The sequence below is a fragment of the Streptomyces sp. NPDC028308 genome, assembly GCF_055565855.1.
In genome coordinates this window covers 401,991-427,008 of the sequence record NZ_JBVHTO010000003.1, presented here as the reverse complement: position 1 = coordinate 427,008, position 25,018 = coordinate 401,991, and the positions used below count along the sequence as shown (strand labels likewise).

The 25,018-nt window shown below is 74.4% G+C and carries 19 protein-coding genes; 7 read left to right on the top strand and 12 right to left on the bottom strand.

The genetic code is table 11. The features are described 5' to 3' along the window. Both ACZ4VA_RS09465 and ACZ4VA_RS09460 read right to left on the bottom strand, forming a co-directional pair. Positions 1-603, bottom strand: a complete 603-nt coding sequence (locus ACZ4VA_RS09465; RefSeq protein ID WP_355783766.1) for a (2Fe-2S)-binding protein — start codon at positions 601-603, stop codon at positions 1-3. After that, a complete protein-coding gene (locus tag ACZ4VA_RS09460) occupies positions 603-1,502 on the bottom strand; it encodes an FAD binding domain-containing protein (RefSeq protein ID WP_356237806.1) in 900 nt (299 codons plus the stop codon). The genes ACZ4VA_RS09465 and ACZ4VA_RS09460 overlap by 1 nt, the downstream gene beginning before the upstream one ends. A 412-nt stretch (positions 1,503-1,914) precedes the next feature. Between ACZ4VA_RS09460 and ACZ4VA_RS09455 the strand changes: the two genes are divergently transcribed. Together ACZ4VA_RS09455 and ACZ4VA_RS09450 are read left to right on the top strand one after the other, a co-directional pair. Next, complete coding sequence (locus tag ACZ4VA_RS09455; RefSeq protein ID WP_356166886.1) at positions 1,915-3,588, top strand: PucR family transcriptional regulator; 1,674 nt, start codon at positions 1,915-1,917, stop codon at positions 3,586-3,588. 149 nt (positions 3,589-3,737) lie between these two features. Then, the gene (locus ACZ4VA_RS09450; RefSeq protein WP_356166889.1) at positions 3,738-4,511 is read left to right on the top strand and encodes a hypothetical protein; all 774 of its coding nucleotides are present in this window, start codon (positions 3,738-3,740) and stop codon (positions 4,509-4,511) included. Positions 4,512-5,466: 955 nt separating this feature from the next. On the opposite strand, the gene ACZ4VA_RS09445 is transcribed toward ACZ4VA_RS09450, so the two are convergent. Next, entirely contained in the window at positions 5,467-6,294 is an 828-nt protein-coding gene (locus ACZ4VA_RS09445) for a GntR family transcriptional regulator (RefSeq protein WP_452921725.1), read from the bottom strand. A 156-nt stretch (positions 6,295-6,450) separates the two neighbouring features. On the opposite strand from ACZ4VA_RS09445, the gene ACZ4VA_RS09440 reads away from it, so the two are divergent. Both ACZ4VA_RS09440 and ACZ4VA_RS09435 read left to right on the top strand, forming a co-directional pair. Continuing rightward, positions 6,451-7,326, top strand: a complete 876-nt coding sequence (locus ACZ4VA_RS09440; RefSeq protein ID WP_356166895.1) for a (2Fe-2S)-binding protein — start codon at positions 6,451-6,453, stop codon at positions 7,324-7,326. 327 nt (positions 7,327-7,653) lie between these two features. Further along, a complete protein-coding gene (locus ACZ4VA_RS09435) occupies positions 7,654-8,688 on the top strand; it encodes a DUF2637 domain-containing protein (protein WP_355794801.1) in 1,035 nt (344 codons plus the stop codon). Positions 8,689-8,750: 62 nt separating this feature from the next. Here the strand turns inward: ACZ4VA_RS09435 and ACZ4VA_RS09430 are convergent, their stop codons facing one another. From ACZ4VA_RS09430 to ACZ4VA_RS09420, 3 genes are all read right to left on the bottom strand, one after another. Further along, positions 8,751-9,233, bottom strand: coding sequence for an ATP-binding protein (locus ACZ4VA_RS09430; RefSeq protein WP_356166898.1), 483 nt, complete (start codon positions 9,231-9,233; stop codon positions 8,751-8,753). Between the two features lie 511 nt (positions 9,234-9,744). After that, on the bottom strand, positions 9,745-11,487 hold the full coding sequence (locus ACZ4VA_RS09425) for a pyruvate dehydrogenase (protein ID WP_355780909.1): 1,743 nt from the start codon (positions 11,485-11,487) through the stop codon (positions 9,745-9,747). A gap of 64 nt (positions 11,488-11,551) precedes the next feature. Then, complete coding sequence (locus ACZ4VA_RS09420; RefSeq protein ID WP_356166903.1) at positions 11,552-13,300, bottom strand: protein phosphatase 2C domain-containing protein; 1,749 nt, start codon at positions 13,298-13,300, stop codon at positions 11,552-11,554. Between the two features lie 508 nt (positions 13,301-13,808). Here ACZ4VA_RS09420 and ACZ4VA_RS09415 point away from each other — a divergent pair. Then, entirely contained in the window at positions 13,809-14,798 is a 990-nt protein-coding gene (locus tag ACZ4VA_RS09415) for a helix-turn-helix transcriptional regulator (protein ID WP_356166906.1), read from the top strand. A gap of 36 nt (positions 14,799-14,834) precedes the next feature. Next, a complete protein-coding gene (locus ACZ4VA_RS09410) occupies positions 14,835-15,317 on the top strand; it encodes a DUF456 domain-containing protein (RefSeq protein WP_355793983.1) in 483 nt (160 codons plus the stop codon). A gap of 31 nt (positions 15,318-15,348) precedes the next feature. Here ACZ4VA_RS09410 and ACZ4VA_RS09405 read toward each other — a convergent pair whose 3' ends face one another. Further along, positions 15,349-16,809 (bottom strand): GDSL-type esterase/lipase family protein, encoded by a 1,461-nt coding sequence (locus ACZ4VA_RS09405; protein WP_356166908.1) that lies wholly within the window; start codon positions 16,807-16,809, stop codon positions 15,349-15,351. 131 nt (positions 16,810-16,940) lie between these two features. Between ACZ4VA_RS09405 and ACZ4VA_RS09400 the strand changes: the two genes are divergently transcribed. Next, complete coding sequence (locus ACZ4VA_RS09400; RefSeq protein ID WP_355782906.1) at positions 16,941-17,309, top strand: PPOX class F420-dependent oxidoreductase; 369 nt, start codon at positions 16,941-16,943, stop codon at positions 17,307-17,309. A gap of 22 nt (positions 17,310-17,331) precedes the next feature. Here ACZ4VA_RS09400 and ACZ4VA_RS09395 read toward each other — a convergent pair whose 3' ends face one another. The 5 genes from ACZ4VA_RS09395 to ACZ4VA_RS09375 form a co-directional block, all read right to left on the bottom strand. Beyond that, positions 17,332-17,832 carry a methylated-DNA--[protein]-cysteine S-methyltransferase gene (locus tag ACZ4VA_RS09395; RefSeq protein WP_389390344.1) on the bottom strand — a complete coding sequence of 167 codons (501 nt, stop codon included), beginning with the start codon at positions 17,830-17,832 and terminating at the stop codon, positions 17,332-17,334. Between the two features lie 2 nt (positions 17,833-17,834). Then, positions 17,835-19,283, bottom strand: a complete 1,449-nt coding sequence (locus tag ACZ4VA_RS09390) for a bifunctional transcriptional activator/DNA repair enzyme AdaA (protein ID WP_356166996.1) — start codon at positions 19,281-19,283, stop codon at positions 17,835-17,837. Between the two features lie 1,196 nt (positions 19,284-20,479). Further along, on the bottom strand, positions 20,480-21,592 hold the full coding sequence (gene rsgA, locus ACZ4VA_RS09385; RefSeq protein WP_355794319.1) for a ribosome small subunit-dependent GTPase A: 1,113 nt from the start codon (positions 21,590-21,592) through the stop codon (positions 20,480-20,482). 262 nt (positions 21,593-21,854) lie between these two features. Then, positions 21,855-23,342 carry a cellulose-binding domain-containing protein gene (locus ACZ4VA_RS09380; RefSeq protein ID WP_356237800.1) on the bottom strand — a complete coding sequence of 496 codons (1,488 nt, stop codon included), beginning with the start codon at positions 23,340-23,342 and terminating at the stop codon, positions 21,855-21,857. Positions 23,343-23,545: 203 nt separating this feature from the next. Beyond that, positions 23,546-24,877 (bottom strand): radical SAM protein, encoded by a 1,332-nt coding sequence (locus tag ACZ4VA_RS09375; RefSeq protein ID WP_355793300.1) that lies wholly within the window; start codon positions 24,875-24,877, stop codon positions 23,546-23,548. Positions 24,878-25,018: the final 141 nt, after the last annotated feature.

The window sequence follows — 25,018 nt, the reverse complement described above, 5'->3', positions numbered from 1 at the left end:
TCAGACCGCCTCAGACTGCCGGGCGGCCGCCAGGCGGACCGCGTCCATGATCTTCTCGTAGCCGGTGCAGCGGCACAGGTTGCCCGAGAGCGCCTCACGGATGTCCGCGTCGGTCGGCGTCGGGTTGTGCTCCAGCATCTCGTCGGCGGCGACGAGCAGACCCGGGGTGCAGAAGCCGCACTGGACGGCGCCGGCGTCGATGAACGCCTGCTGGACCGGGGAGAGTTCGGTGCCCTCGCCGGTGTGCGAGTCCTGGCCCTTGGCGGCCCAGCCCTTCGCGGCGTCGAGCGAGGTCCCCTCCGGCTCCTCGGTGCCGCACGCCCCGCCGGCGCAACCGCCGTGCGCCGCGCGCTGCTTGGCGAAGTCGGCGAGACCTTCGACGGTGACGACCTCGCGGCCCTCGACCTGGCCGGCCGCGACCAGGCACGAACACACCGGCACGCCGTCCAGGCGGACCGTGCAGGAGCCGCACTCGCCCTGCTCGCAGGCGTTCTTGGAACCGGGCAGCCCGAGGCGCTCGCGCAGGACGTACAGCAGGCTCTCGCCCTCCCACACGTCGTCGGCTTCCTGCGGACGGCCGTTGACCGTGAAATTGACGCGCATTACGCGACACTCCCCTTCTGATGTGTCCGGCCGTCGGTGCCGCGGTAGGACTCCCAGGTCCAGGTGAGCGTGCGGCGGGCCATGATGCCCACCGCGTGGCGGCGGTAGCTCGCCGTGCCCCGGACGTCGTCGATCGGGTTGCAGGCGGCGGAGCACAGGTCCGCGAACTGCTTGGCCACCGACGGGGTGATGATCTTCCCGTTGTCCCAGAAGCCGCCCTCGTCGAGCGCGGCGTTCAGGAACTCCTCGGCGGCCTTGGCGCGGACCGGCGTCGGCGCGGCGGAGCCGATGCCGGTGCGGACCGTGCGGGTCTCGGGGTGCAGCGCGAGGCCGAAGGCGCAGACCGCGATGACCATCGCGTTGCGGGTGCCGACCTTGGAGTACTGCTGGGGGCCGTCGGCCTTCTTGATGTGGACGGCGCGGATGAGCTCGTCGGGCGCGAGCGCGTTGCGCTTCACGCCGGTGTAGAACTCGTCGATGGGGATCAGGCGCGAGCCGCGCACCGACTCGGCCTCGACCTCGGCGCCGGCCGCGAGGAGGGCGGGGTGGGCGTCACCGGCCGGGGAGGCGGTGCCGAGGTTGCCGCCGACGCCGCCGCGGTTGCGGATCTGCGGGGAGGCCACCGTGTGGGAGGCGAGGGCGAGACCCGGCAGCTCACCGCGCAGGCTGTCCATGATCCTGGTGTAGGGGACGGAGGCGCCCAGGCGCACGCTCTCCGCACCGACCTCCCACTCGCTCAGCTCGCCGATGCGGTTCAGGTCAAGGAGGTACTCGGGCCGCCGGTGGTCGAAGTTGATCTCGACCATCACATCGGTGCCACCCGCAATCGGCACAGCCGTGGGGTGCTCGGCCTTGGCGGCGAGCGCCTCCTCCCAGCTGGCGGGGCGAAGGAAGTCCATGAGTGGCTCTCTTCATTCGTAATCGTGGGTCGTTCTGATCAAGCCAGATCGTGTGCGGCGGGCCCGGCTCGTTCATGTGCTGTTAACGCGGATCGACGTCAGTACACAGCTCCGTCCTCCATCGGGGTCAGTCACCGAAACCATGAAGGAGTTGGCTGGCCAGCGCACACATCTTGTAGATTCGTATGAACGGAGGCCCTCGGTAACCTCTTCGCTTTCCCCGGGAAACATCCGGCACGTGGCGGGAAACAGGGAGCCCGGCTCACGAAAGCCCAGTACAGGGCCCTGGAGAGCCCGGGGCGACCGTCGGCGAGGGCCCTCAGGGCCTTCCCGCGGAAGCCGGGAACCCACGGCGGGAACCCCACCCACGATCCATCGTAGATTTCGAGACAAAGAACGGCGGCGACGAGACATGCGGCTGCGCGCACTGCTGGACACCGACGCGCTGGGCCTGCGGCTGCTCGGCGGCGAGGACGAACTGGATCGCACCGTGCGCGGCGTGATGACCACGGACCTCAAGGACCCCAGCCGCTACCTCTCGGGCGGCGAGCTGGTCCTCACCGGCCTGGCCTGGCGGCACGACGCCACGGACTCCGAGCCCTTCGTACGCATCCTCGCGGGCGCCGGTGTCGCCGCGCTGGCCGCGGGCGAGGCGGAGCTCGGCGACATCCCCGAGGACCTGGTCCTGGCCTGCGTGCGCCACCGGCTGCCGCTGTTCGCCGTCAACGAGTCGGTCGCCTTCGCGACGATCACCGAGCACGTCGTACGGCAGGTGTCGGGCGAGCGGGCCGGCGATCTGGCCGCCGTCGTGGACCGGCACCGGCGGATGATGACCTCGGGCCCCGCGGGCGGCGGTCCCGACGTGGTCCTGGACCTCCTCGGCTCCGACCTCGACCTGCGGGCCTGGGTGCTCTCCCCCACCGGGCGGACCGTCGCGGGTGCCGACGGCGACGGCCCGGCGCTGTCCGCCGACGTGTGCGCGCGGCTGGCCGCCGAGCACCTGGCCGCCGCCCGCACCGGCCGGCGCGGCCCGCACCGGGTGACGGTGGGCGCGACGACGTACTCGCTGTTCCCCGTCCGCTCGTCCGGCCGCTCCGCGTCCGCCTCCCGGGACGTGCGCGAGACGGTGCTGTCCGACTGGCTGCTCGCCGTCGAGGCGGACGCCGGGGACTGGCCGGAGGAGCGGCTCGACCTGCTCCAGGGCGTCACGCAGCTGATCTCCGTCGAGCGCGACCGGCGCGACGCGGCGCGCACCGTGCGGCGGCGGCTCGCCCAGGAGGTCCTGGAGCTGGTCCAGACGGGCGCGGCGCCCGCCGAGATCGCGGCCCGGCTGAGGGTCGCCGCCCCGGTGCTCCTGCCGGGGCTCGGCGCGGCCCCGCACTGGCAGGTCGTGGTGGCCCGGGTCGAGTGGGACGGCGGCGACGTCGACGGCGGCCCCGTCGCCCAGTCCCTGCTGGAGGAGATCCTCGTGGACCCCCTGTCGAGGGGACCCGAGCACTCCGACCGCATCGCGGTCGCCCATACGGGTGAGGAGGCCATCGCGCTCGTCCCCCTCCCGGCGGTGTCCTCCGAGCACGACGGCTCCGAGTCGGGGCTGCTCGCCGACGTCCTCCTGGAGGCCGTACGCGGCCCGCTGTCGGCCGGGCTGAACGACGACGGGCGGCTCACGCTCGGCGTCAGCGCCGCCGTGCACTCCGCCGAGGGGCTGCGCGGCGCCCTGGAGGAGGCCCGGCACGCCCGGCGGGTGGCCGCGGCGCGTCCCGGACGGGTCTGCGCGGCCGGGCACCAGGAGCTGGCGTCCCACGTGCTGCTGCTGCCCTTCGTGCCGGACGACGTCCGCCGCGCCTTCACCGCCCGGCTCCTGGACCCGCTGCGCGACTACGACCGCCGGCACCGCGCCGAGCTCATCCCCACCCTGGAGGCGTTCCTCGACTGCGACGGCTCCTGGACGCGCTGCGCCAACCGGCTGCACCTGCACGTCAACACGCTGCGCTACCGGGTGGGACGCATCGAGCAGTTGACGGGCCGGGACCTGTCGCGGCTGGAGGACAAGCTCGATTTCTTCCTGGCCCTGCGCATGAGCTGAGGTCGTGGGCCCGAGCGGTGGGCCGCGCCGGGTGCCGCCGCCGTCCCACGACTTTGTGAAATCCTTCACCCACCCTCTTGGCCGGGCGCCGGAATCCGTGCTGAGATGCCACCACTCAACAGCTCAACGGTGTGCTCGGGGAGGGCAACGTGGCGCATACCGCCATGTCTGGTTCCGGAACGACTGCAGGGGACGATCCACTCCAGACCGCGGTATGGCGGCTGCGCTCGCGCGCCTGCTGGGCCGACGCGGCCGCGCTCCTGGAACCGCACACCGCGGACGCGGCGCTGCAGAGAGCCTCGCTCCTCGTCGAGCGGTGCCTCTACACCGAGCACGGCTGGGCCGAGGCGGAGGACGCGCTGCGCACGGCGGAGGCACAGGCCCGCAGCGACGACGAGCGGGGCGCGGCGGCCTGCGAGCGCGGTCATCTCGCCTACGCGGCCACCCTGTTGGGCGTACGCGACCGGGCGGACGAGGCGCGGGCCGCGCTCGGCCGGGCCGCCGCGCTGATCGCCCCGGGTGCCCCGGGGCGGGCGCTGCTGGACTTCCGGCGGGGACTGCTCGCCGAGAACCTCGCCCACTCCCCGCAGTCGGCGCGCGCCGCCTACCGCCGCGCCCACGCCGGCGCCACCGCCCAGGGCGATCCGCTGCTGCTCTCGTTCACCTGGCGCCATCTCGCCGGACTCGCCCTGCGGGAGGGCGAGTTGGCCGAGGCCCGGCACGGCTTCGCCGAATCCCTGCGCATCCGCGAGGAGTTGGGCTTCCTGGTCGGTACGGCACCCGCGCTGGCCTCGCTCGCGGACGCCGAGTCCGAGCCGGAGGCGTCCCGGCTGCGCGCGGAGGCCGCTCGGCTGTACCGGCTCCTCGGCGGCGTACCCACGTGGCTGGCCCGTCAGTTGACCCCACCGGCCGCGACGGCCTGAGCGGGGCGGCGCGCCGCGGGCCGCCGGGGCTCCCTTAGGGGGGGGCGACGGCACCCCGCCAGTGCCGGGGCGCACCCGGCCGGAACGCCGCTGGCACGGCGGATCACCGGGGACGCGGGCCTCAACGGCCGGGCCGGTGATGCCCCGGCCTGCGGCTTGTATCAGGTCGGCTGCGACCGAAGGCCGGCCCCGGTCGACTCCGAGCGGGCTCGGGGCGTACGGCTCCGAGGCGAGGGGGACTGGACGCGGGACCGTCGGAAACCGGACCGGCGACAGCGCTACGGGCACCCGAACCGAGCCCCGCGGGCACGCGGGCACGGGGGTGCGCGGGCACGGGGGTGCGCGGGCACGCGGGTGCGCGGGCACGCGGGTGCGCGGGTGCGCGGGCACGCGGGTGCGCGGGCGAAGCACCGCGGGTACGCGGGCGAAGCACCGCGGGTACGCGGGCGAAGCACCGCGGGTACGCGGGCGAAGCACCGCGGGTACGCGGGCGAAGCACCGCGAGCGCATCCCCACGGGCACCCGAGCGGAGCGCCGCGGGCACCCGAGCGGAGCGCCGCGGGCACCCGAGCGGAGCGCCGCGGGCACCCGAGCGGAGCACCGCGGGCACCCGAGCGGAGCACCGCGGGTACGCGGGCGGAGCACCGCGGGTACGCGGGCGGAGCACCGCGGGTACGCGAGCACAGCGCCGCGGGTACGCGAGCACAGCACTGCGGGTACGCGAGCACAGCGCCGCGGGTACGCGAGCACAGCACCGCGGGTACGCGAGCACAGCACCGCGGGTACGCGAGCACAGCACCGCGGGTACGCGAGCACAGCACCGCGGGTACGCGAGCACAGCCCCGCAGGCACCCGAACCGAGCCCCGCAGGCACCCGAACCGCGCCTCGCGGGACGACCGCGGTGCCGTGGGCACACGTGCCGGGCGCCGCTCGGGGTGGGTCTGACTGGAGGGGCTAGGCGCCGGTGAAGTGTTCGCGGACCAGGGACTGGACCACCGAGAGGTCCTGCGCGGTCAGGGCGTCGAGCAGTGCCGTGTGTTCGGCGGCGTCGGCCACGAGGTCGGCACGGCCGCGTGACACGGGGCCGCCGACCAGGGGCCACTGGGCCCGGCGGTGCAGGTCGTCGGCGATGCGCAGCAGCTGCTCGTTGCCGGCGAGGGCGAGGACGGCGCGATGGAAGGCGCGGTCGCACTCCGCGTAGCTCGCGCGGTCCCCGGTGGACGCGGCCCGCGCAGTCGCCTCGGCGAGCGGGCGCAGCTCCGCCCAGCGGGCGGCGGGCACCGTGCGGGCGAGCCGCAGCATCACCGGCACCTCGATCAGCGCGCGGACCTCCGCCAGCTCCGCCAGCTCGCGGGGGCACCGCACGACGACCCGGAAACCCCGGTTCGGCACGACCTCGACGGCACCTTCGAGGGCGAGCTGCTGCATGGCCTCACGGACGGGCGTCGCGGACACCCCGAACCGCTCGCCCAGCACGGGCGCCGAGTACACCTCGCCGGGCGCCAACTCCCCCGAGACCAGTGCCGTCCGCAGCGCGTCCAGGATCTGGCCGCGCACGGACGAGCGCTGGACGAGCTGCCGTCCGTCGCGGCGGGGCCGCGGCAGGGGCGTCTCGCTGTGCGTGTGCTCGCCGCGCGCCCCGCCCGCGGAGCCGGCGGGGCGGGCCGCGCCCCGTCCACGGTCCCGGTCCGCCGCGCGCGGCTGCGGGGGTACGCGCGTGGCGGTGTCCGGGGTCGCCGAACCCGTGGGGCGGTGCGCGTCGCGCGGGCCGGCCTGCTCCACGGGCTCCTCCTCCGGGCTTGGTGGTACTTGGGGGTCAATGCGGTGGTTGTCACCTGTCCGTCAAGACCATAGGCGCCCGGGCCCCCAGTTCAAACCTCCGGGCGTGTGGGTAAGGTAAGGCTTACCTGCAAACGAGCGTGAAGCGGTGGTCCTCGCATGCCTCTCTCCGCCTTGGTCCCGGACCTCCCGGCCGGCGTCGCCCCCGCGGCTCCCTCGGCCGTGTCGGAGGCGTACGCGCGCCTCACCGAGGTGTTCCCGGGGCTGGCGGTCGAGGAGCTCGGCCCCGCGCAGGCGGCACCCGAAGACGGCGGCTGGGTAGGCGCCGCACGGCTCGCGGAGGGCGGCGCCGAGCTCGACGCCTTCCTCGCCTGGGACGAGGAGCAGGTGCTCCGGGACTACGGGCAGCGGGCCCGTCCGGACGTCGTCGCAAGCTTCGGACTGCACCGCTACGCCTGGCCCGCCTGCCTGCTGATCACCGTGCCGTGGTTCCTGCTGCGCCGGGTCCCGCGGCTGCCTGTGGAGCACGTCACGTACCAGCGGGCCCTGGGGCGCATGGCGGTGCGCGTCGAAGAGTTCGCCTGCCTGCCGGACGACCCCGCGGCCGGCCTGCCCGGCGCTCGCGTCGTACCGGACGAGGCGGCCCTGGAGGCCGAGGTGCGGGCCGCCGTGGCCGAGCACCTGGAGCCGGTCCTCGGGGGCTTCGGCCCGCGGATGCGGCGGCGCGGTCGCGCCCTGTGGGGCATGGCGACCGACGAGGTCGTCGAGGGGCTCTGGTACGTCGCCCACCTCCTCGGCGAGGAGCGGCGGGCGATGCGAGAGCTGGAGCGGCTGCTGCCGGGCACGACGAAGCCGTACGCCGGTTCCGCGGCGTTCCGCGAGCTGACCGGACCGGACGGCGAGGCCCTGCCCACCCGGGACCGGGCGAGCTGCTGCCTCTTCTACACGCTGCGGCCCGAGGACACCTGCGTCACGTGCCCGCGCACCTGCGACACGGACCGCGTCGCCAAGTTGACGGCGTCCGCGGCGGGTTGAGGCCCCCGGGGCACCCCGCCGCACCGCGTTCCCCCTAAGATCGACTCGCGCCGCGGCGGCCCACGGGCACCGGGTGCGGCACCCCGCGGATCACGGTCAGTTCACAACTTCCTCACCTGCCGCAGGAACTTTCCGTGGAACCACCCGTACGGGTAGTCTTATTCGTACTCAACTCCCGTTCCTCGCGCGGCAGTTCGAGCAAAGTGTCGCCTTGCGCATGCCCTTGCACTCCCTTGGCGGCCTCTTGCCCCGAAACCCCCTGAGGGCCGACGGGATTGGGCCACTATGGCGGGCGTTACGCCCTATCCCAATGCAAGGGACCCCCTGATGAGACTGACCGACATATCGCTGAACTGGCTGCTTCCGGGCGCCGTCTTGCTCCTGGGCATGCTGGCGGCGGTGGCGGTGCTCGCACGCGGGAAGCGGGCCGGGGAGAAAGCGCCGCGCGCGGAGGACTCGTGGGAGCGCAGCGAGGAGCGCCGCAGGCGCAAGGAGGCCATCTACGGAACCGCCTCCTACGTACTGCTGTTCTGCTGCGCCGCGGTCGCCGCGGCTCTCTCCTTCCACGGCCTCGTGGGCTTCGGCGAGCAGAACCTCGGCCTCTCCGGCGGCTGGGAGTACCTGGTGCCGTTCGGCCTGGACGGCGCGGCCATGTTCTGCTCCGTGCTCGCGGTGCGCGAGGCCAGCCACGGTGACGCGGCCCTCGGCTCCCGCATACTCGTGTGGACGTTCGCGGGCGCGGCGGCCTGGTTCAACTGGGTGCACGCGCCCCGGGGCCTGGACCACGCGGGCGCACCGCACTTCTTCGCGGGCATGTCCCTGTCCGCGGCGGTGCTGTTCGACCGCGCGCTGAAGCAGACGCGTCGGGCGGCGCTGCGGGAGCAGGGTCTGGTCCCGCGCCCGCTGCCGCAGATCCGCATCGTCCGCTGGCTGCGCGCTCCCCGCGAGACGTACAGCGCCTGGTCGCTGATGCTGCTGGAGAACGTCCGTACGCTGGACGAGGCCGTGGACGAGGTGCGCGAGGACCGGCGCCAGAAGGAGCAGAACCGACTGCGCCGGCGCGAGCAGGAGCGGGTCGAGCGGGCGCACCTCAAGGCGCTCAGCCGGGGTCACCGCGGCCTGGTCGGCCGCGGCAACCGGCAGCTCGAGACCACCGTGGAGCGGGCTCCCGCCCAAGCCTCCTCGGAGCCTGCCATATCGGCGTCGGAGCAACTGCCCGTACGCGCCCGCGCCTCCCTGCAGCCGGTCCGCGGCGCCACTGACCCGGTCATCGACCTCACCGCGGAAGACGACACCATGGCGCTGCCGCGCCTCGACTCCCTGGAGCGCAAACTGAAGGACCTGGAGCAGCAGTTCGGCTAGGACCGGACCGACGGGGGTCCGGCGGGTCCGGACGCCTCACTGGACGGGGGCGCGGCATGAGGTCATGCCGCGCCCCCGTCCAGTTCGAACCAGACCGCCTTGCCCACGGCGTGCACGCGTACGCCCCACGCGTCGGCCAGGGACTGCACCAGGACCAGCCCCCTGCCGTGCGTACCGTCGTCGGCGTTCGGTACCCGCAGCCGTGGCCTGCGTCCCACGAAGTCCCTGACCTCCACCCGGAGTCCGCGCGGCGAGACGGTGGCCGTCAGCAGCGCGTCGTGGTCGGTGTGCACCAGGGCGTTGGTCACCAGCTCGCTGGTGAGCAGTTCGGCGACCTCCGACCGTCCCGGTCGCCCCCAGTGACGTAACAGCTCCCTCAGTGCCTTGCGGGCCTCTGGCACGGCCCTCAGGTCCCCCCGTCCCAGCCGGCGCCGGAGCTGCGGCGCTCCCGGCTTCTCCCCGCCCCCGTCGACCGTTTCCTCCACTGTCTTCGCCGCGGGTGCCCCCAGTGTCCCGGGGCCGCCCGCACGTGCCTGCCTCTTCATGACCCCCGCCCGCACGCCGATGTCGGTTTCCCTCCTGCTCGAACACGTTCACGGGGATCCATGCCCGGCCGCGGAAGACGACAGTCATGCTGAATCGTCAATCACGCGCCGGACACCGGAGGGTTCCCGGCGCGGCACCCGGGAAGCGGCCCGCCGGGACGGAGCCGGCCGGGCTCCTGGGAGGGGAGCATCCGGCCCGCGCCCGCCTGCGAGGGCGTAACCGGAGTGCGTGCAGGGGCAGTTCGGACGGGTGGTGCGACAGTCACCGGACGCCCCGGCGCCCGCGCGGGGACGCGGGCCGGTGCGGGTGCCGGTGGACGCTCCGGGCCCCCGGGCACCGCACCGCCCCCATCGGGCCTACCGTCCGCGGCGGCGCCCCGACCGCGTGAGATCGCCCCAACTGCCTACACGGGACTGCCTATTCCGCCGTAGACGACGAGGAGGGACGGCTCCCGTCATTCGACACCGCCCCCGGGACCGGCCGGGCGACCGGCCCCGCGCCGGCCGTGCCTCAGGGCCTCGGTACGTTGCGCAGGTTGGAGCGGGCCATCTGCAGCATGCGGCCCACGCCCCCGTCGAGGACGATCTTCGACGCGGACAGGGCGAAGCCCGTGACCATGTCGGCGCTGATCTTCGGGGGGATGGAGAGGGCATTGGGGTCGGTGACGATGTCGACGAGCGCCGGGCCCTTGTGCCGGAAGGCGTCCTTGAGGGCACCGGCGAGCTGCTTGGGCTTCTCGACGCGGACGCCGTACGCCCCGCACGCCTCGGCGACGGCGGCGAAGTCGGGGTTCCTGTTCGCCGTGCCGTACGAGGGCAGTCCGGCGACCAGCATCTCCAACTCCACCATGCCGAGCGAGGAGTTGTTGAAGAGGACGACCTTCACCGGCAGGTCGTGCTGGACGAGGGTGAGGAAGTCGCCCATCAGCATGCTGAATCCGCCGTCGCCGGACATCGAGACGACCTGGCGGCGCCGGTCGGTGAACTGGGCGCCGATCGCCATCGGCAGCGCGTTCGCCATCGAGCCGTGCGAGAAGGAACCGATCACCCTGCGGCGCCCGTTGGGCGAGATGTAGCGCGCCGCCCAGACGTTGCACATCCCGGTGTCGACCGTGAAGACCGCGTCGTCGTCGGCGACCTCGTCCAGCACCGCGGCGACGTACTCGGGGTGGATCGGGACGTGCTTGTCGACCTTCCTGGTGTACGCCTTGACGACTCCTTCGAGCGCGTCGGCGTGCTTCTTCAGCATCTTGTCGAGGAAGCGCCGGTTCTTCTTCGTCCGCACCCGCGGCGTCAGGCACCGCAGGGTCTCGCGCACGTCGCCCCACACGGCGAGGTCGAGCCGGGAGCGGCGGCCCAGGTGCTCGGGACGGACGTCGACCTGGGCGATCTTCACGTCGTCGGGCAGGAAGGCGTTGTACGGGAAGTCCGTGCCGAGCAGGATCAGCAGATCGCACTCGTGGGTCGCCTCGTAGGCGGCGCCGTAGCCGAGCAGGCCGCTCATCCCGACGTCGAACGGGTTGTCGTACTGGATCCACTCCTTGCCGCGCAGCGCGTGCCCCACCGGCGACTTGATCTTCTCCGCGAACTCCATGACCTCGGCGTGCGCGCCCGCCGTGCCGCTGCCGCAGAAGAGCGTGACCTTGTCGGCCGCGTCGATCAGCGCGACCAGCTTGTCGATCTCGGCGTCGCCGGGGCGGACCGTCGGCCGCGCGGTGACCAGGGCGGTCTCCGCCGACTTCTCCGGGGCCGCCTCGCCCGCGATGTCGCCGGGCAGCGTCACGACACTGACACCGCTGCGCCCGACGGCGTTCTGGATGGCCGTCTGGACCAGCCGGGGCATCTGCTTCGGGTTGGAGATCATCTCGTTGTAGTGGCTGCACTCGTCGAACAGCCGCTCCGGGTGCGTCTCCTGGAAGTACCCGAGCCCGATCTCGCTGGAGGGGATGTGGGAGGCGAGCGCGAGCACCGGGGCCATGGAGCGGTGGGCGTCGTACAGGCCGTTGATGAGGTGCAGGTTTCCGGGGCCGCAGGAACCCGCGCACGCGGCGAGGTTCCCGGTGATCTGGGCTTCCGCGCCGGCGGCGAACGCGGCGGTCTCCTCGTGCCGGACGTGGATCCAGTCGATGGCCGCGTTGCGCCGGATGGCGTCCACGACCGGGTTGAGGCTGTCGCCGACGACTCCGTACAGCCGTTTGACGCCCGCGCGGACGAGGATGTCGACGAACTGCTCGGCGACGGTCTGCTTGGCCATGACTTCACGTGCCCTTCGGTCTCCGGAGATCCCCTCGGGTTCCATGAATCCACACGGCGGGGGGTTACGCCTCCCAAACGGCGGCGGCCGTCCGGTCGTCGGCGTACCCCTTGACCCTGACCTGACTGTCCACGAGGAACGTCGCGAGCCCGGGCGGCTCGGGCGTGGACCAGCGTGTCGTCAGATGCGCGGCGAGCTCGGGTTCCCCGCGCAGCGGCTCCGCGAGGCCGTCCGTGCACAGCAGCAGCGTGTCACCCGGGCGGGCGACGGAGGCCCGGAAGCGGAAGGGGGCGCGGGGCGGCCGGGGCGCGGGCTCGTACGGGCTCGGGGGTGTCGTGATCCCGAGGTCCATGGTGAGCCGGTCGCCCTCCGGGGTCTCGTGGGGCGGCGAGCCGAACCCGACGACGGGCTCCCCTGCGGTCTCCGCCACCCGGGGCTCGATGTCCTGCCACTCGCCGTCCCGCAGCCGGAACAGACCGCCGGGGCCGACGCCGAAGAAGACGCGCGTACGGCATTCCGGGTCCGCGGGCAGCAGCAGGCACCGCAGGCTCGCGGTGTACTCCTCGGGCTCGACGCCCTGTTCCGCCGCGCTGGCCCGCAGCCTGCCGAGACTGCGGTCGGTGAGGCGGTGCAGGCCCGACTTCAGGTCGCCGCGCCGGCCGGCCCGGATGTCCTCGGCCAGCCGTGCCTGGCTGCGGCCGACCGCCCGGCCGATCCACCGGCACGCCTCAGCGGCCGCCCGGTGCGCGCCGGGGGTGGCCCGCGCGCCGGTCGCCATGGCAACGAGGACCAGGGCGTCCTCCCCCGTCCCGAAGCGGGCGGTCAGCAGGGCGTCCCGGCGCGGCTCGCCCCGGTACCGGGCGGAGTCCCCGCGCACCGAGACCGCCCGCAGGGTGCACGCCCCGTACTGGGCGCCCTCCAGCACCGTGTCCGCGACGAGGTCCGCCAGCGCGTCCGGGTCGGCGGGCGGCAGTGCCGTGGGTTCCGCGTCGTAGGTGGGCGGCCCGGATCCGACGTGGCCGACGGGGTCGGGCAGTCCCGGACCCGCGGCCGGGGACCCGGACTCCGCGAGGGACGGCCAGGCCGACCCGGCGGACCGGCCGAGGGGCGCGAGGGTGGGCTCGTCGGGCGGCGCGGGGGCCGTCCCGCCGGGCTCCTCGACGGGCAGGTAACCCGCGGGAGGCGGCGGCACACCGACGGGCGGGGACCCGGCGGGCGGCCGGGGGCTCGCGGTCGGCGGCGGGGGGCCGACGGGAAGCGGAGGGGTCTTTGGCGGAGGACCTACGGGCGGTACGGCGGGCGAGGCCGGCGCGGGCTCGTCCTCGGCGGCCGGGCGGGGGCCGGTCGGCGGCGGATTCCCGGCCGCATCGGGCGACGCGCTCCAGGCCGCCCCGGCCGACGGGCGGACCCCGGCCGTTCCGCCCGGCGGGCGCCCTCCCCCGGTGCCGTCCGCCGGCGGAGTTCCGTCCGTCGCGGCGGGCGTCCGGTCTTCGGGGGCGCCGACCTTTGGTCCAGGTCCCCGGTCGCGTGGCCCGGGGCCCGGGTCGCGTGGCCCGGAGGTGGCGGACGGGGTTCCGGAGCCGCCGGTGCGCTGCTCCGGGACCGCGTGCGTCTCCCCGGGGCGGGGCGGGACCTCGTCGGCGTACGCACCCGGTGCCGGGTCGCCCCGCCCGACCGTTCCCGACGCCGACGCGAACCGGTCGTCGAGGGAGTCGGCCGCCGCCGCGGGACCCGTGTCTCCGGTGGAGTCGTCGTACAACTGCCCCCACCAGTCGTCCTCGTGACCGGTAGGACTCTCCCCCTGCTGGCTCATGCCCTTGATTGTCCACCGCGGGAGCCGGAAGAAAACGGTGCATCGGGAAAATCCGGCGGACGGAGATCGCCGGGCGGCGTGTCGGACGACGGAAGGGCGTCGGCTCGAACAGCCGTGCGTGATACCGCCGGGCGGTCCCACCCCCCACGGGAGAACCGCCCGGCGGCGCCGGAGTGACTCGGACCCACCGCACGTCGTGGGTCCGGTCACGGTCTGGACGACCGGGCCGCCGCGTATGTCGGTCCGTCCCGGTCCTGAGTGTGACCTGGTTCCCTGATGCTCCGCGGTGATGCGCGGTCACGTCCGTCGGGAACCGCCCCCGCCACGTCCGCGCAGGCCGGACGGTCCCAAGCCGGGCATTACGGGCGGTGGTTGGTGCCCCAGTGACGCAACCTTGTCAGAGAGACGGGTGGTGCGGCGATGATGTGGGAAGGCGGGTTTGCGCCGTGGCTGTTTTCCGCCACGGCCCGGCCGTCACGGATGATCCTTTGGGGAGGGACGTCTCCGCATGCTGGGAGCGATAGGTCTGGACGAGACGCACGAGTCGGCGTACCGGGCACTGGTGTCCGTGGGCGCCGCCGACGTGCCCGATCTCGCACGCCGGCTCATGCTCGGCGAGTACGACACGGAGCGCGCCCTGCGCCGTCTGGAGCGGCACGGACTGGCGGCGCAGTCGACGGCCCGCCCCGGGCGGTGGGTCGCGGCGCCGCCCGGTGTCGCGCTGGGCGCGCTGCTCACCCAGCGGCGGCACGAGCTGGAGAAGGCGGAGCTGGCGGCGGCGCTGCTCGCCGAGGAGTACCGGGCGCAGGCCGCCGAGCCCGCCGTGCACGACCTGGTCGAGGTGGTGATCGGCGCGGCGGCCGTCGCGCAGCGGTTCCTCCAGCTCCAGCTGGGCGCCAGTGAGGAGGTGTGCGCGCTGGTCACCGGGAACCCGGTGGTCGTGTCCGGGACGGAGAACGTCGCCGAGGAGCAGGCGGCCGGCCGCGGGGTGACCTACCGCGTGGTGGTGGAGCGGGCGGTCCTCGACCTGCCCGGCGGGATCACCGAGCTGTCCGCCGCCCTGGGCCGGGACGAGCAGGTCCGCGTCGCGGACACGGTGCCGACCAAACTCGTGATCGCCGACCGGACGCTCGCCATGGTGCCGCTGACCTCCCACACCGCCGAGCCCGCCGCCCTGGTCGTGCACGCGAGCGGACTGCTCGAACTGCTCTCGGGGCTCTTCGAGTCGGTGTGGCGGGAGGCGCTGCCGCTGCGCCTCGGCAGCACGGGCGTGGCCGAGCAGGAACCGGACGGCCCGGACAGCACGGACCTCGAGGTGCTGTCGCTGCTGCTGGCCGGGCTGACGGACGCGAGCGTCGCCAAGCAGCTGGACCTGGGCCTGCGGACCGTGCAGCGCCGGGTGAAGCGGCTGATGGAGCTGACCGGCGTGACGACCCGGCTCCAACTGGGCTGGCACGCGTACGAGCGGGCCTGGGTGGCCCGGGACCGACAGGACTGACCTGCGGGTTCACCCGTTCTCCTGCACCCTGGACAGATGGGAGTGTGGGAGCTCCTGCTGGTCGGGGTGGTGATCCTGCTCGGCCTGTTCGGAGTACTGGTGCCCGGCGTGCCGGGATCGTGGCTCGTCTGGGCCGCGGTGCTGTGGTGGGCACTGGAGGACCCCCGCAAGCTCTCCTGGAGCGTGCTGGTGGGCGCGACGGTGGCGCTGCTGCTGGCCCAGGCGGCGCGATGGGCGCTTCCCCCGCGCAGGTTGAGCGCGAGCGGCGCGACGCCCCGCATGGCGGCGTACGCCGGGTTCGGCGCGCTGCTCGGCTTCGTCGTGCTGCCGGTGCTGGGCGCGCTGCCCGGTTTCATGGGCGGCATCTATCTGTCGGAGCGGCTGCGTCTCGGGCGGCACGGGGAGGCGGTGGCGGCCCTGCGCACGGCGATGCGGTCAGGGGGCTGGAGCGTGCTGGCGGAGCTGTTCGCCTGCCTGCTGATCATGGGGGCGTGGGTCGCGGCGGTCCTCTGGGGCTGACCCGCCGCGGCCCACACCCGGGCGCGCGTCCTCAGCGGATGAGGGATGCCAGGTCGACCCGGTCGGCCAGGGCCCGCATACCGGCGTCGTTGAGGTGCAGGTGGTCGCCGGGGTCGTAGGCGGGGCGGATACGGGTCGGGCGGGCGGGGTCGCGGACGGCGGCGTCGAAGTCGGCCACGTCGTCGAAGATGCCGCCCGAGCGGACGAGGGAGTTGACCGCCCGGCGCGCGGCCTCGCGGGACGTCGTCCAGGCGCCGTGCCCGCCGTACGGGGTGAGGGTGGCGCCGATGACGCGGATGCCGTGCGCGTGGGCGCGGCGCACGATGCGGCGGTACGCGTCCTCGAAGGCGGCGGGGTCGAGTTGCTCCGGCGTGCCCTTGATGTCGTTGACGCCCTCCAGCACGATCAGCGCGCGCACCCCGGTGCGGGACAGGACGTCGGCGTCGAGCCGGGACAGGGCGTCCGGTCCGACGCCCGCGCGCAGGACGCGGTTGCCCGAGATCCCGGCGTTCAGGACGCCGAGCCGGCGGGCCGGCGGCAGGCCGCGCAGCCGCTCGGCGAGCCGGTCGGGCCACCGGTGGTTGGCCCCGTACGTGGACCCGGTGCCGTCGGTGAGGGAGTCGCCGAGGGCGACCACACTGCCCGCCGCGGGCGCGTCGAGCACGTCGACGCCGGTCACGTGGTACCAGTTCCCGAGCGTGACGGTGTAGGCGTCGCCGTGCTCGTCGCGGGTGTGGTCGCCGCGGCGGGCGAGGAAGTTGGTCTGGAGGGCGGAGCGGTGGTACGTCGCCGGGCCCGCGGCGTCCGGGGTGTGCACCGAGATCAACAGGTCGGCGCCGGCCGGCACGCGCAGCCGTACGGGGTCGCTGACCAGGTCCCAGCCGGCCGGGACGACCACGGACCGGGCGCCCGCGAAGGTCGCGGTCCGCAGCGAGCCCGGGACGGCGTCCGGGCTCGCGGGGGCGCCGGGCCGGTGCAGCGCGACGGTCAGGGAGCCGAGGCGAAGCGGCGCGGTGCCGAGCCGGTTGGAGATCCGGACCCGGACCGCGCTGCCGCCGACGCTCGTGTGGACGACGTTGCGGACGGAGGCGCCGGGCAGCCCCGGCACGGTCCCGGAGGGGGCCGCCTCCCAGGTGCCGGTCCAGTCCTCGTCGGGGGGACGCAGTACGCCGGACGTCAGTGCCTCGGTGACGGAGGGGACGGGCGGCAGCGGATCGGCGCCCGAGGCGCGGTAGCCGGGGGCGCCGAGGGCACCGGGCGCGGGGGCGCCGACGGCGGGGACCGGAGCGTGGACGGTCGGGCCGGAGTCGTGGCCCGGGACGACGTACGCGGCGCCCCGGTTCGCGGCCGGGCGCTCGACGGCGTCGCGCACGGGGGCGCCGGCCGGCCGGGCGGGCCCGGAGCCGGTGGCGGCGCCTGCCGTCGGCGGGGCGAACGCCAGCGCCGTCACCAGGGCGGTCAGGAGGTACCTGGCCTTGATCACTCGGGTCATGGGCCCATGGGTTCCCAGGCATCGGCCGGTCCCAACACTCCGTCACACCCCTGGCCGCAGAGGCCGGTTCCGCGGGCGGCTCAGGGCCGTCGGCCGGTGTGCGGCGGGCGCGGGGGTGCTTGGCTGCTGCCATGACCGAATTCAGCGAGGCGGAACGCGCCTACCTCAGATCGCAGCGGCTGGGCCGGCTGGCCACCGTCGACGCCCACGGACAGCCGCAGGCGAACCCGGTCGGCTTCTTCCCGCAGGACGACGGGACGATCCTGATCGGCGGGTACGCGATGGGGACGACCAAGAAGTGGCGCAACCTGCAACGGAACCCGAAGGTGGCGCTCGTCGTCGACGACATCGTGAGCCTGGACCCCTGGCGGGTGCGCGGCGTCGACATCCGCGGCGAGGCCGAACTCCTCACCGGCCCGCATGACTTGGGCCCGCACTTCAGCGAGGAGCTGATCCGCGTCCACCCGAGGCGGATCCACAGCTGGGGCCTGGAGGACTAGGGCGTGTCCGCCCCTTCCACCTCTACGGGGTGAGCACTCCTTCGAGGGTGAGGAGCCGCTGCTTGCGGTCGAGGCCGCCCGCGTAACCGGTCAGCGAGCCGTCCGCGCCGATCACCCGGTGGCAGGGGCGCACGATCAGCAGGGGGTTGGCGCCGATCGCGCCCCCGATAGCGCGGACGGCGGCGCGCGGGGCGCCGATCCGCGCGGCGATGGCACCGTACGTGGTCGTCTCGCCGTACGGCACGGAGTCGACGGCGGCCCACACCCGTTCCCGGAACTCGGTCCCGGCGGCCCTGAACTCCAGGGTGAAACGGTCGAGTTCACCGGCGAAGTAGGCGGCGAGCTGCTCCTCGGCGGCCCGGAAGAGCGCGGGCGTGTGCCGCCACTCCGGCCGGCGTTCACGGCCGCCCTTCTGGCCCGGTACGGACAGGGAGGTCAGGGCGCCCGAGTCGTCGGCGGTGAGGAGCAGCGGGCCGACCGGGCTGTCCACGGTGGTGCAGTGCGTGACGGTGTGCGAGGACATGATCAGTGGGTTTCCCGTTCCGAGTCGGTGGCGCCGTCGTGGGCGCCGTCCGCGTCGTCTGCTGCGAGCGCGGCGTCGAGGTGGTGGAGGGCGTAGGCGCGCCAGGGGCGCCAGGTGTCCGGGACGTCGTCGTCCGGTGGCGCGGCGTCCGGGTCGCCGAGGGCGCGGTTGCGGATGACCGCGACGGTGCGGGGGTCCATGCCGGGCAGGGCGAGGAGCGCGTGCTGCGCGTCGTCCCGGTCGGCGCCCGCGTCGAGCCGCAGGGTGCCGTCGGCGAGGGCGGCGGCCAGCGCGCCGAGCGTGCCGTCCGGCTCCGCCTGCGCGAGGACGCCGGCTTCGGGGAAGAGGTGGGTGAGCGTGCCGCAGGGGGCGTCCAGCGTCTTGCCGTACCGCTGCACGAGCCGCTCGGCCTCCGCCCGGCCGACGAGCGCGCGCACGGCAAGCTCGTCCGGGTCGGCGGTGCCGGGCGACCGCAGGCCCGGGCGGGCGGCGACCAGGGGTGCGAGGCGGGGATCGGCGGCGAGCCGTTCGTCCACCGCGTACGGATCGGCGTCGAGGTCGAACAGCAGCCGCAGCCGCTGTACGGCGGTGGTGAGGTCACGCAGGTCGGTGAGGTGCAGCAGGGCGTCCAGCCAGCCGCCGGGGTGGGCGGGCGCGGGGCGTGCCGGGCCGCCCGGGCGTTCGGCCACGGCGACGATTCCGGTGCCGTACGGCAGGCGCAGGGTCCGCCGGTAGGTGCGGCGCCCCCGGGTGCCGGTGACCTCCTCGACGCCCGGGACCGCCTCGCGGGCGAGGACGTCGAAGAGGGCGGTCGACTGGTACGGGCCCCGGTGGGCGAGTCGCAGCGGGATCCCCGCGGAGGGGGTCGCGGCACGGCGCCCGGCGGAGCCGCGCCGGGCCGACGCCGCGCGCAGCTCGCTCGGCGTGGACGCGTAGACGGCGCGGACCGTGTCGTTGAACTGGCGCACGCTCGCGAACCCGGCGGCGAACGCGATCTCGGTGATCGGCAGGCCGGTCGTCTGGAGCAGCACCCGCGCGGTGTGGGCGCGCTGGGCGCGGGCGAGTGCGACGGGTCCCGCCCCGAGTTCGGCTGTGAGCTGGCGCTGCACCTGGCGGGCGCTGTACCCGAGCCGCACCGCGAGCCCGGCGACGCCCTCCCGGTCGACGACGCCGTCGCCGATCATGCGCATGGCCCGGCCCACTACGTCGGCGCGTACGTTCCAGTCGGCCGAGCCCGGTACCGCGTCCGGGCGGCAGCGGCGGCAGGCCCGGAAGCCCGAGCCCTGTGCCGCTGCGGCCGTCGGGTAGTACCGGACGTTCTCCCGCCTCGGCGTCACCGCCGGGCAGCTGGGCCGGCAGTAGATCCCGGTCGTCTGGACGGCGAAGAAGAACTCCCCGTCGAAACGGGCATCGCGGCTGCGCACCGCCTCGTACCTGGTCTCTTCATCGATCACACCGTCCAGTCTCCGTCACCACGACACCGGCCGCTGGCGGAAATCGGACACGGCGCTGAGCCGACACGGCGCGGGGTCGCACGTGCGGGGCCCGAGCCGTTCCCCAGGGCGCCCAGGCGGTACGGCGACTCGACGGCGCCGGGATCCGGGCGGCACGACGACTCGACCACGCCGGGTCCGAGGCCGTACGGCGACTCGACCACGCCCAGTCCGGGGCCGTACGGCGACTCGACCAGGCGGAGCCCGGGACGGGACGGCACGGCACGGCACGGCGAGTCGGCCAGGCCGGTCCCGGGCGGCACGGCGACTCGACCACGCCGGTTCCGAGGCGGTACGGCGACTCGACCACGCCCGGTCCGGGGCCGTACGGCGACTCGACCGCGCCAACTCCGAGGCCGTACGGCGAGTCGACCACGCCGGACCTGGGACTCGATCCCGCCAAGGTCTGCGCGGCCCACACTCCTCTGGGCGTACGACCCACGGCTCGGGTCGATGTCCGGCACCCGCGGGGTCGGGACACCCGGCGTCGCCGGGTCAGGGCCCTCGGTGCCTGGGCCTGCCGCCTCCCCGGCGACCTGGGCGAGGCCGGGGGGACGGAGGACGCTGTCCACCCGGCCCAACCAGCCCTCGGTGGCTGGGGCGCGCTGTCCCGGTCCGCCGAGCCGCCGTAGCGCGGCCGCGCAACGACACGACGGCCGGCGCGGAACCCCGCGCCGGCCGTCAAAGTCCGCCTCGGCGGGCGGTGTTGGCCCGGGTCGGCCGGAGCGTGAGCAGGCTTCAGCCCGCCGTCGGCCCGGCACGAGCCGGAGTTCGGCCGCTGGACGTCGGCGTACAGCCCGGCGTCAGCCGGGCACCCTGGTCGAGCGCCAGCCCCACATCGGCCCCGGCGTCAGCCGGACCCCAGCCCCGCATCCGCCTCGGCCTGAGCTGGACGCCGCCCCAGCGAGAGCCCACGTCGGCCCCGAGACAGGCCCCGGCGGGAGCCGGACCACCTTCGGCCTGAGCCGGACGCCCGCCCACGGGTCGGCCCCGGCCTGAGCTGGACGCCCCCACCGGGAGCCCACGTCGGCCCTGAGGTAGACCCCCGGCGCTAGCCGAGCCCCAGCCCCCGGCGACGGCCGGACGCCCGCCCATGGGTCGGCGTCGGCCTGAGCCGGCGTCGGCCCCCGAGTCGGGCTGGGCGTCAGGCCAGGTCAGGCCCAGTGGCCGCGCTTGGCCGCCACCGCGGCGCGTCCCTCCGCCATCTTCCGCCTCCAGTCGCGGCGGATCTCGGCCCGGACCCGGGCGTCCGTCTTGGCGACGATGCGCTGGTTCTCGCGCAGGAGCTTGCGGTAGCTGTCGAGGCGGCGTTCCGGGAGGACGCCGTCCTCGACGGCGGCGAGAACCGCGCAGCCGGGCTCCGCGACATGCGCGCAGTCGTGGAAGCGGCAGTCGGCGGCCAGTTCCTCGATCTCGGCGAAGACCTGGCCGACCCCGGTCCCGGCGTCCCAGAGGCCGACGCCCCGCAGACCGGGGGTGTCGATGAGGACGCCGCCGCCGGGCAGGACGAGGAGGTTGCGGGTCGTCGTGGTGTGACGGCCCTTGCCGTCCACGTCGCGGATGGCCCGTACGTCCATCACGTCCTCACCGAGCAGCGCGTTGGCGAGGGTGGACTTGCCCGCGCCGGACTGCCCGAGCAGCACCGAGGTGCCGCCCGACAGGACGGCCGCGAGGACGTCGATGCCCTCCCCGGCGCTGGAGCTGACGGGCAGCACCGGCACCCCGGGTGCCGTCGTCTCCACGTCCTGGACGAGATGCCCGAGCGTGGCGGGGTCGGGCACGAGGTCGGCCTTGGTCAGGACGACGAGCGGCTGGGCGCCGGACTCCCAGGCGAGCGCGAGGAAGCGCTCGACGCGGCCCAGGTCGAGTTCCAGGGCGAGGGACACGGCGACGACGGCGTGGTCGACGTTGGCCGCGAGGATCTGGCCCTCGGAGCGCTTGGAGGAGGTGGAGCGGACGAAGGCGGTACGGCGGGGCAGGTACGTACGCACGTAGCGCGGGTTGCCGGTGGGTTCGACGGCGACCCAGTCGCCGGTGCACACCACACGCAACGGATCGTGCGGCGTCACGAACGCGGTGTCGGCGCGCATGACCCCGTCGGCGGTGACCACGTCGCACTGACCGCGGTCGACTCGGATCACCCGCCCGGCGAGCAGCCCCTCGGCGTCGTGGGGGGCGAACTCGCGCGCCCATTCCTCGTCCCAGCCGTAGGGGGCGAGAGGGTGCGCGGAGAGAGCGGAAAGGGAGGTGGAAGCGGAGGAAGACAAGGGAGACCCTTCGAGGGGCGGCCCCGGCACGCGCGCTCAGGCGCTGAGAAGTGAGAAGGAGGTCAGCCGGCGGCCACGGAGGTGGACTTGATGGACTTCTGGATGCGGGCAGCGCCCGTCGCAGTGACAGCCATCGGTCAACACCTCCTGGTTTCCGCTCGGTCGGGCCCCCGGCGGCGTGCGCCGCGGGGGAACGAGGTACACCCTAGGCCGGGCCCTCGGGCGGACGCCACCGATTATTCGGGGCGTGCCGAAACCCGGTTCAGGAGACCGTCGTGCAGCCGTGCCCGTTCAGGGTGAAGTCGTGCGCGGGCCCGTTGCCGCCGTGCCAGGAGGCGATGAAGCCGACACCGAAGGTGCCGCCGGCGCGGACGGACTTGTTGTAGTCGGCGGCGGTGGCGGTGACGCGGGAGCCGCTCTGGACGTAGTCGCCGTCCCACATCTGGCTGACCCGCTGGCCGTCGCCGAAGGTCCACGCGACGCGCCAGGTGTCGAGGGCCTTGCTGGAGGTGACGGTGACGGCGCCCTGGAAACCGTCGGGCCACTCGTCGACGACCTCGTAGCGCACCCGGCAGGTCGCCGTCGGGCGCTTCGTGGACCGTGTGGGGCTCGGGGTGCGGTCGGGCGTGGAGGAGCCGCCCTGGATGCCGGGGCCGGGATCGGGGGCGGAGCGGGTCCGGGAGCGGGACGGCCGGGGTGAGGCCGTCGAGCCGGCCGTGGTGGTGGCGGTGGCGGAGGCGGAGGGGAAGGACGGTCCGGGGTCCGCGACGGGCCGCCGGTCTCCGGCCTCGTCGCGCACGGAGGTGCTGCCCTCGGAGCCGTCGAAGGGCATCAGCGAGACCGCGAGGGCCAGCGCGGACACCAGGACGGCGGTGACGAGCGTGCCGGTGCGGCCGATCCGGGGCGCGGCCTCCTCGCCCTCGGCGAACCCGGTGTCCGTGGCGGCGTCGGCGCGTCCGCCGACCAGACCGGCCTCCGCGGCCCGGCGCCGGCGCTCCAGGTAGGCGAGGCCGCCCCAGCCGATGACCCCGCCCGCCAGGGCGGCGGGCAGTCCGCCGCCGTGCAGGCGCAGGCAGGCGGCGGCCTCCGCGCACTCCACGCACCGCGCGAGGTGGCGGGAGAGGTCCTCGGGCGTCTCGGCGCCGGGCGAGCGGGTGACCGCGTCGAGGAGCCGTGCGAAGGCGCGGCAGCGCGCGTCCATGGGTGTGTCGAGGTGGGCGCGGTGGCAGCGGTCCCGGAACAGCGCCCGTACCTGGGCCAGTTCGGCGGCCGCGGTGGCGGGGTCGAGGCCGAGGCGCCGGGCCACGACCGGCAGCGGCAGCGCCTCGACCTCGGCGAGCCACAGCAGCGCGGCGTCCGGTTCCTGGAGGTCCCGCAGTCCGCGCAGCGCGAGCGGGCGGCTCAGCGGAGGCCCGGTGTAGCGGGCGGCCTTCCCGGAGGTGAGCCACAGCCGCAGGTCGGGGTCGAGGCGGTGACCGCTGCCGGCGGCCTCCCAGGCGGCGGCGGTGGTGCGGACCGAGGTCAGCAGCAGCGGGATCCGGGGCAGCCGCGACACCCGGCGCCCGCTCCCCTTCGCCCCGCCGTCGTCGTCACGCGCCTGGCGTATGCCGTGCGTGAACGCCTCGGTGGCCAACTGCGTCGCCGAGGCGGATCCGGACGTGCACAGATCGGCGTACGACAGGACCGCGTCCCAGCACTCCGAGAACCACGCGGCCTCGGTGGCGTTCCGGGGGGTCGGCAGGTCGGGCAATGGGGACTCCTGCGTCAAGTGCATCCACGACGTCAACTCGCTGCCGCTACTGGGGAGTTGGCCACTGGGGTTGGCCATCGGCTCACGAGAGGCCCCGACCTTTTCACGGTTCCCGCACAACTGACAAGGAGCATATCCATCTGCGCGCGGGACGTACGGCGACCCGGAAGAACGGGCCGCCGTACTCGTGGAAGGGGCGCGGGTTACCGGGCGGAGGGCTCGGTCGCCGGTTCGCGCGCCGGAAGGCTGTCCATGAACGAGCTCACCGAGAAGACGGCCTGGCCGGGGCCGGGCGGGCCGTAGCCGGGGGGCGAGGAGAGGCCGAAGTCCTCCATCGTGGAGCGGTAGGCCTCCAGCAGGCGGATGTGGTACTCCAGCGGGGCGCCCTGCGGGTTGGCCTTGCCGAGCGGGGTCGTCGGCTCCGGGCACCAGGTGGTGAACCGGGGTGTGATGCCGTGCGACATGAAGAAGCGCAGCCCCTCAGTGGTGGAGGCGATGGCCTCGTCGACCGTGGTGAAGCCGAAGGGCTCGGCCATCTCCACGCCCGCCACGAAGTTGGGGATGACGTTGCGCGCGCCGAAGATCTCCGCCGAGTCGAGGATGCGCTTGTGCCACTCGTCGCGGCCGACGTAGCGCTCCTTGCCGGGGCAGTACAGCTCGAACAGGCGGCGGTCCCACACCTCGTAGTTGGGGTGGTAGATCTGCACGCCGTAGTCCTTGAAGCGCTGCACGTCGTCGCGCGGGAGGGCCTGGGCGACGACCTTGCCGATCCAGCGGCCGGGGAAGCGCTCCTCGATGGCCTTGGCGTAGTGGCCGTAGAAGTCGGCCTCGTCGCGCCCGGCGACCGTCTTGGTGATCGCGCCGCCGGTGAGCGTGTAGGCGGTGGAGGTCTTCGCGGTGTCGTACCGGTCGATGATCTCCAGCGCCTCCAGGACCTCCTCGACGTCCTTCACGCCCGTGTAGGGGCGGCCCGCCGCCTTGTGCTGGCGCCAGTTGTGGTTGATGTCGCAGTACTGGCACTCCTCCTTGGCGCCGAAGTACTGGCAGACCCGGAAGACGGTGAGGTAGATCAGGTAGCCCCACTGGATGGTGGGGGCGACCTCCATCACGGACTTGCCGTTGGAGAGCTTGTGCCGGTAGTAGTCCGGCATCGGCGGGACACCGACGTCGGAGATCCGCTTCCCGTCCAGGTAGAGGCCGAGCATGCCCTCCTCGTCGGCCGCGACGCGGTACGGGGAGGCGGGGTTCACGCGGACCGAGACGACCGTGCGCCGCAGGTCGTACGGGCCGCCGGTGAGGATGATCTCCTCCGGCGGGCGGCGCAGCGCGGCCTCGCCCAGTTCGGGCAGGGTGCCGTGGTCGAAGGAGAAGATGAAGTACGACTTCGGCTTGACGTCGCCGTCCTCGTTGTCCGAGAGGGCCGAGTCGTCGAAGGCGACGCCCCCGCGGAGCAGGTCCTCCTTGAAGACGGCTTCCCGTGGCACGTGCGGGAACCGTTCCATCAGATCCTCGACCAGCGCGGTGCGGCTGCCCATCCCGTTCTCCTCGCTCCCGGCGTTCGTGCTCGACTCCTCACGGTATGCCCCTGCCTGCGGTGCGGGCGTGCCGGGTCCCCCCGAGAGGCGCGAGCCGCGCCGACGGACCGTACGGGGTGCTCCGGGCCGCCGCCCTCGCGC

Coding starts and splice junctions, on each gene's coding strand:
- ACZ4VA_RS09465 (WP_355783766.1), bottom strand. CDS start 603: ATGCGCGTCAATTTCACGGTCAACGGCCGTCCGCAGGAAGCCGACGAC.
- ACZ4VA_RS09460 (WP_356237806.1), bottom strand. CDS start 1,502: ATGGACTTCCTTCGCCCCGCCAGCTGGGAGGAGGCGCTCGCCGCCAAG.
- ACZ4VA_RS09455 (WP_356166886.1), top strand. CDS start 1,915: ATGCGGCTGCGCGCACTGCTGGACACCGACGCGCTGGGCCTGCGGCTG.
- ACZ4VA_RS09440 (WP_356166895.1), top strand. CDS start 6,451: ATGCCTCTCTCCGCCTTGGTCCCGGACCTCCCGGCCGGCGTCGCCCCC.
- ACZ4VA_RS09435 (WP_355794801.1), top strand. CDS start 7,654: ATGAGACTGACCGACATATCGCTGAACTGGCTGCTTCCGGGCGCCGTC.
- ACZ4VA_RS09430 (WP_356166898.1), bottom strand. CDS start 9,233: ATGAAGAGGCAGGCACGTGCGGGCGGCCCCGGGACACTGGGGGCACCC.
- ACZ4VA_RS09425 (WP_355780909.1), bottom strand. CDS start 11,487: ATGGCCAAGCAGACCGTCGCCGAGCAGTTCGTCGACATCCTCGTCCGC.
- ACZ4VA_RS09420 (WP_356166903.1), bottom strand. CDS start 13,300: ATGAGCCAGCAGGGGGAGAGTCCTACCGGTCACGAGGACGACTGGTGG.
- ACZ4VA_RS09415 (WP_356166906.1), top strand. CDS start 13,809: ATGCTGGGAGCGATAGGTCTGGACGAGACGCACGAGTCGGCGTACCGG.
- ACZ4VA_RS09410 (WP_355793983.1), top strand. CDS start 14,835: ATGGGAGTGTGGGAGCTCCTGCTGGTCGGGGTGGTGATCCTGCTCGGC.
- ACZ4VA_RS09405 (WP_356166908.1), bottom strand. CDS start 16,809: ATGACCCGAGTGATCAAGGCCAGGTACCTCCTGACCGCCCTGGTGACG.
- ACZ4VA_RS09400 (WP_355782906.1), top strand. CDS start 16,941: ATGACCGAATTCAGCGAGGCGGAACGCGCCTACCTCAGATCGCAGCGG.
- ACZ4VA_RS09395 (WP_389390344.1), bottom strand. CDS start 17,832: ATGTCCTCGCACACCGTCACGCACTGCACCACCGTGGACAGCCCGGTC.
- ACZ4VA_RS09375 (WP_355793300.1), bottom strand. CDS start 24,877: ATGGGCAGCCGCACCGCGCTGGTCGAGGATCTGATGGAACGGTTCCCG.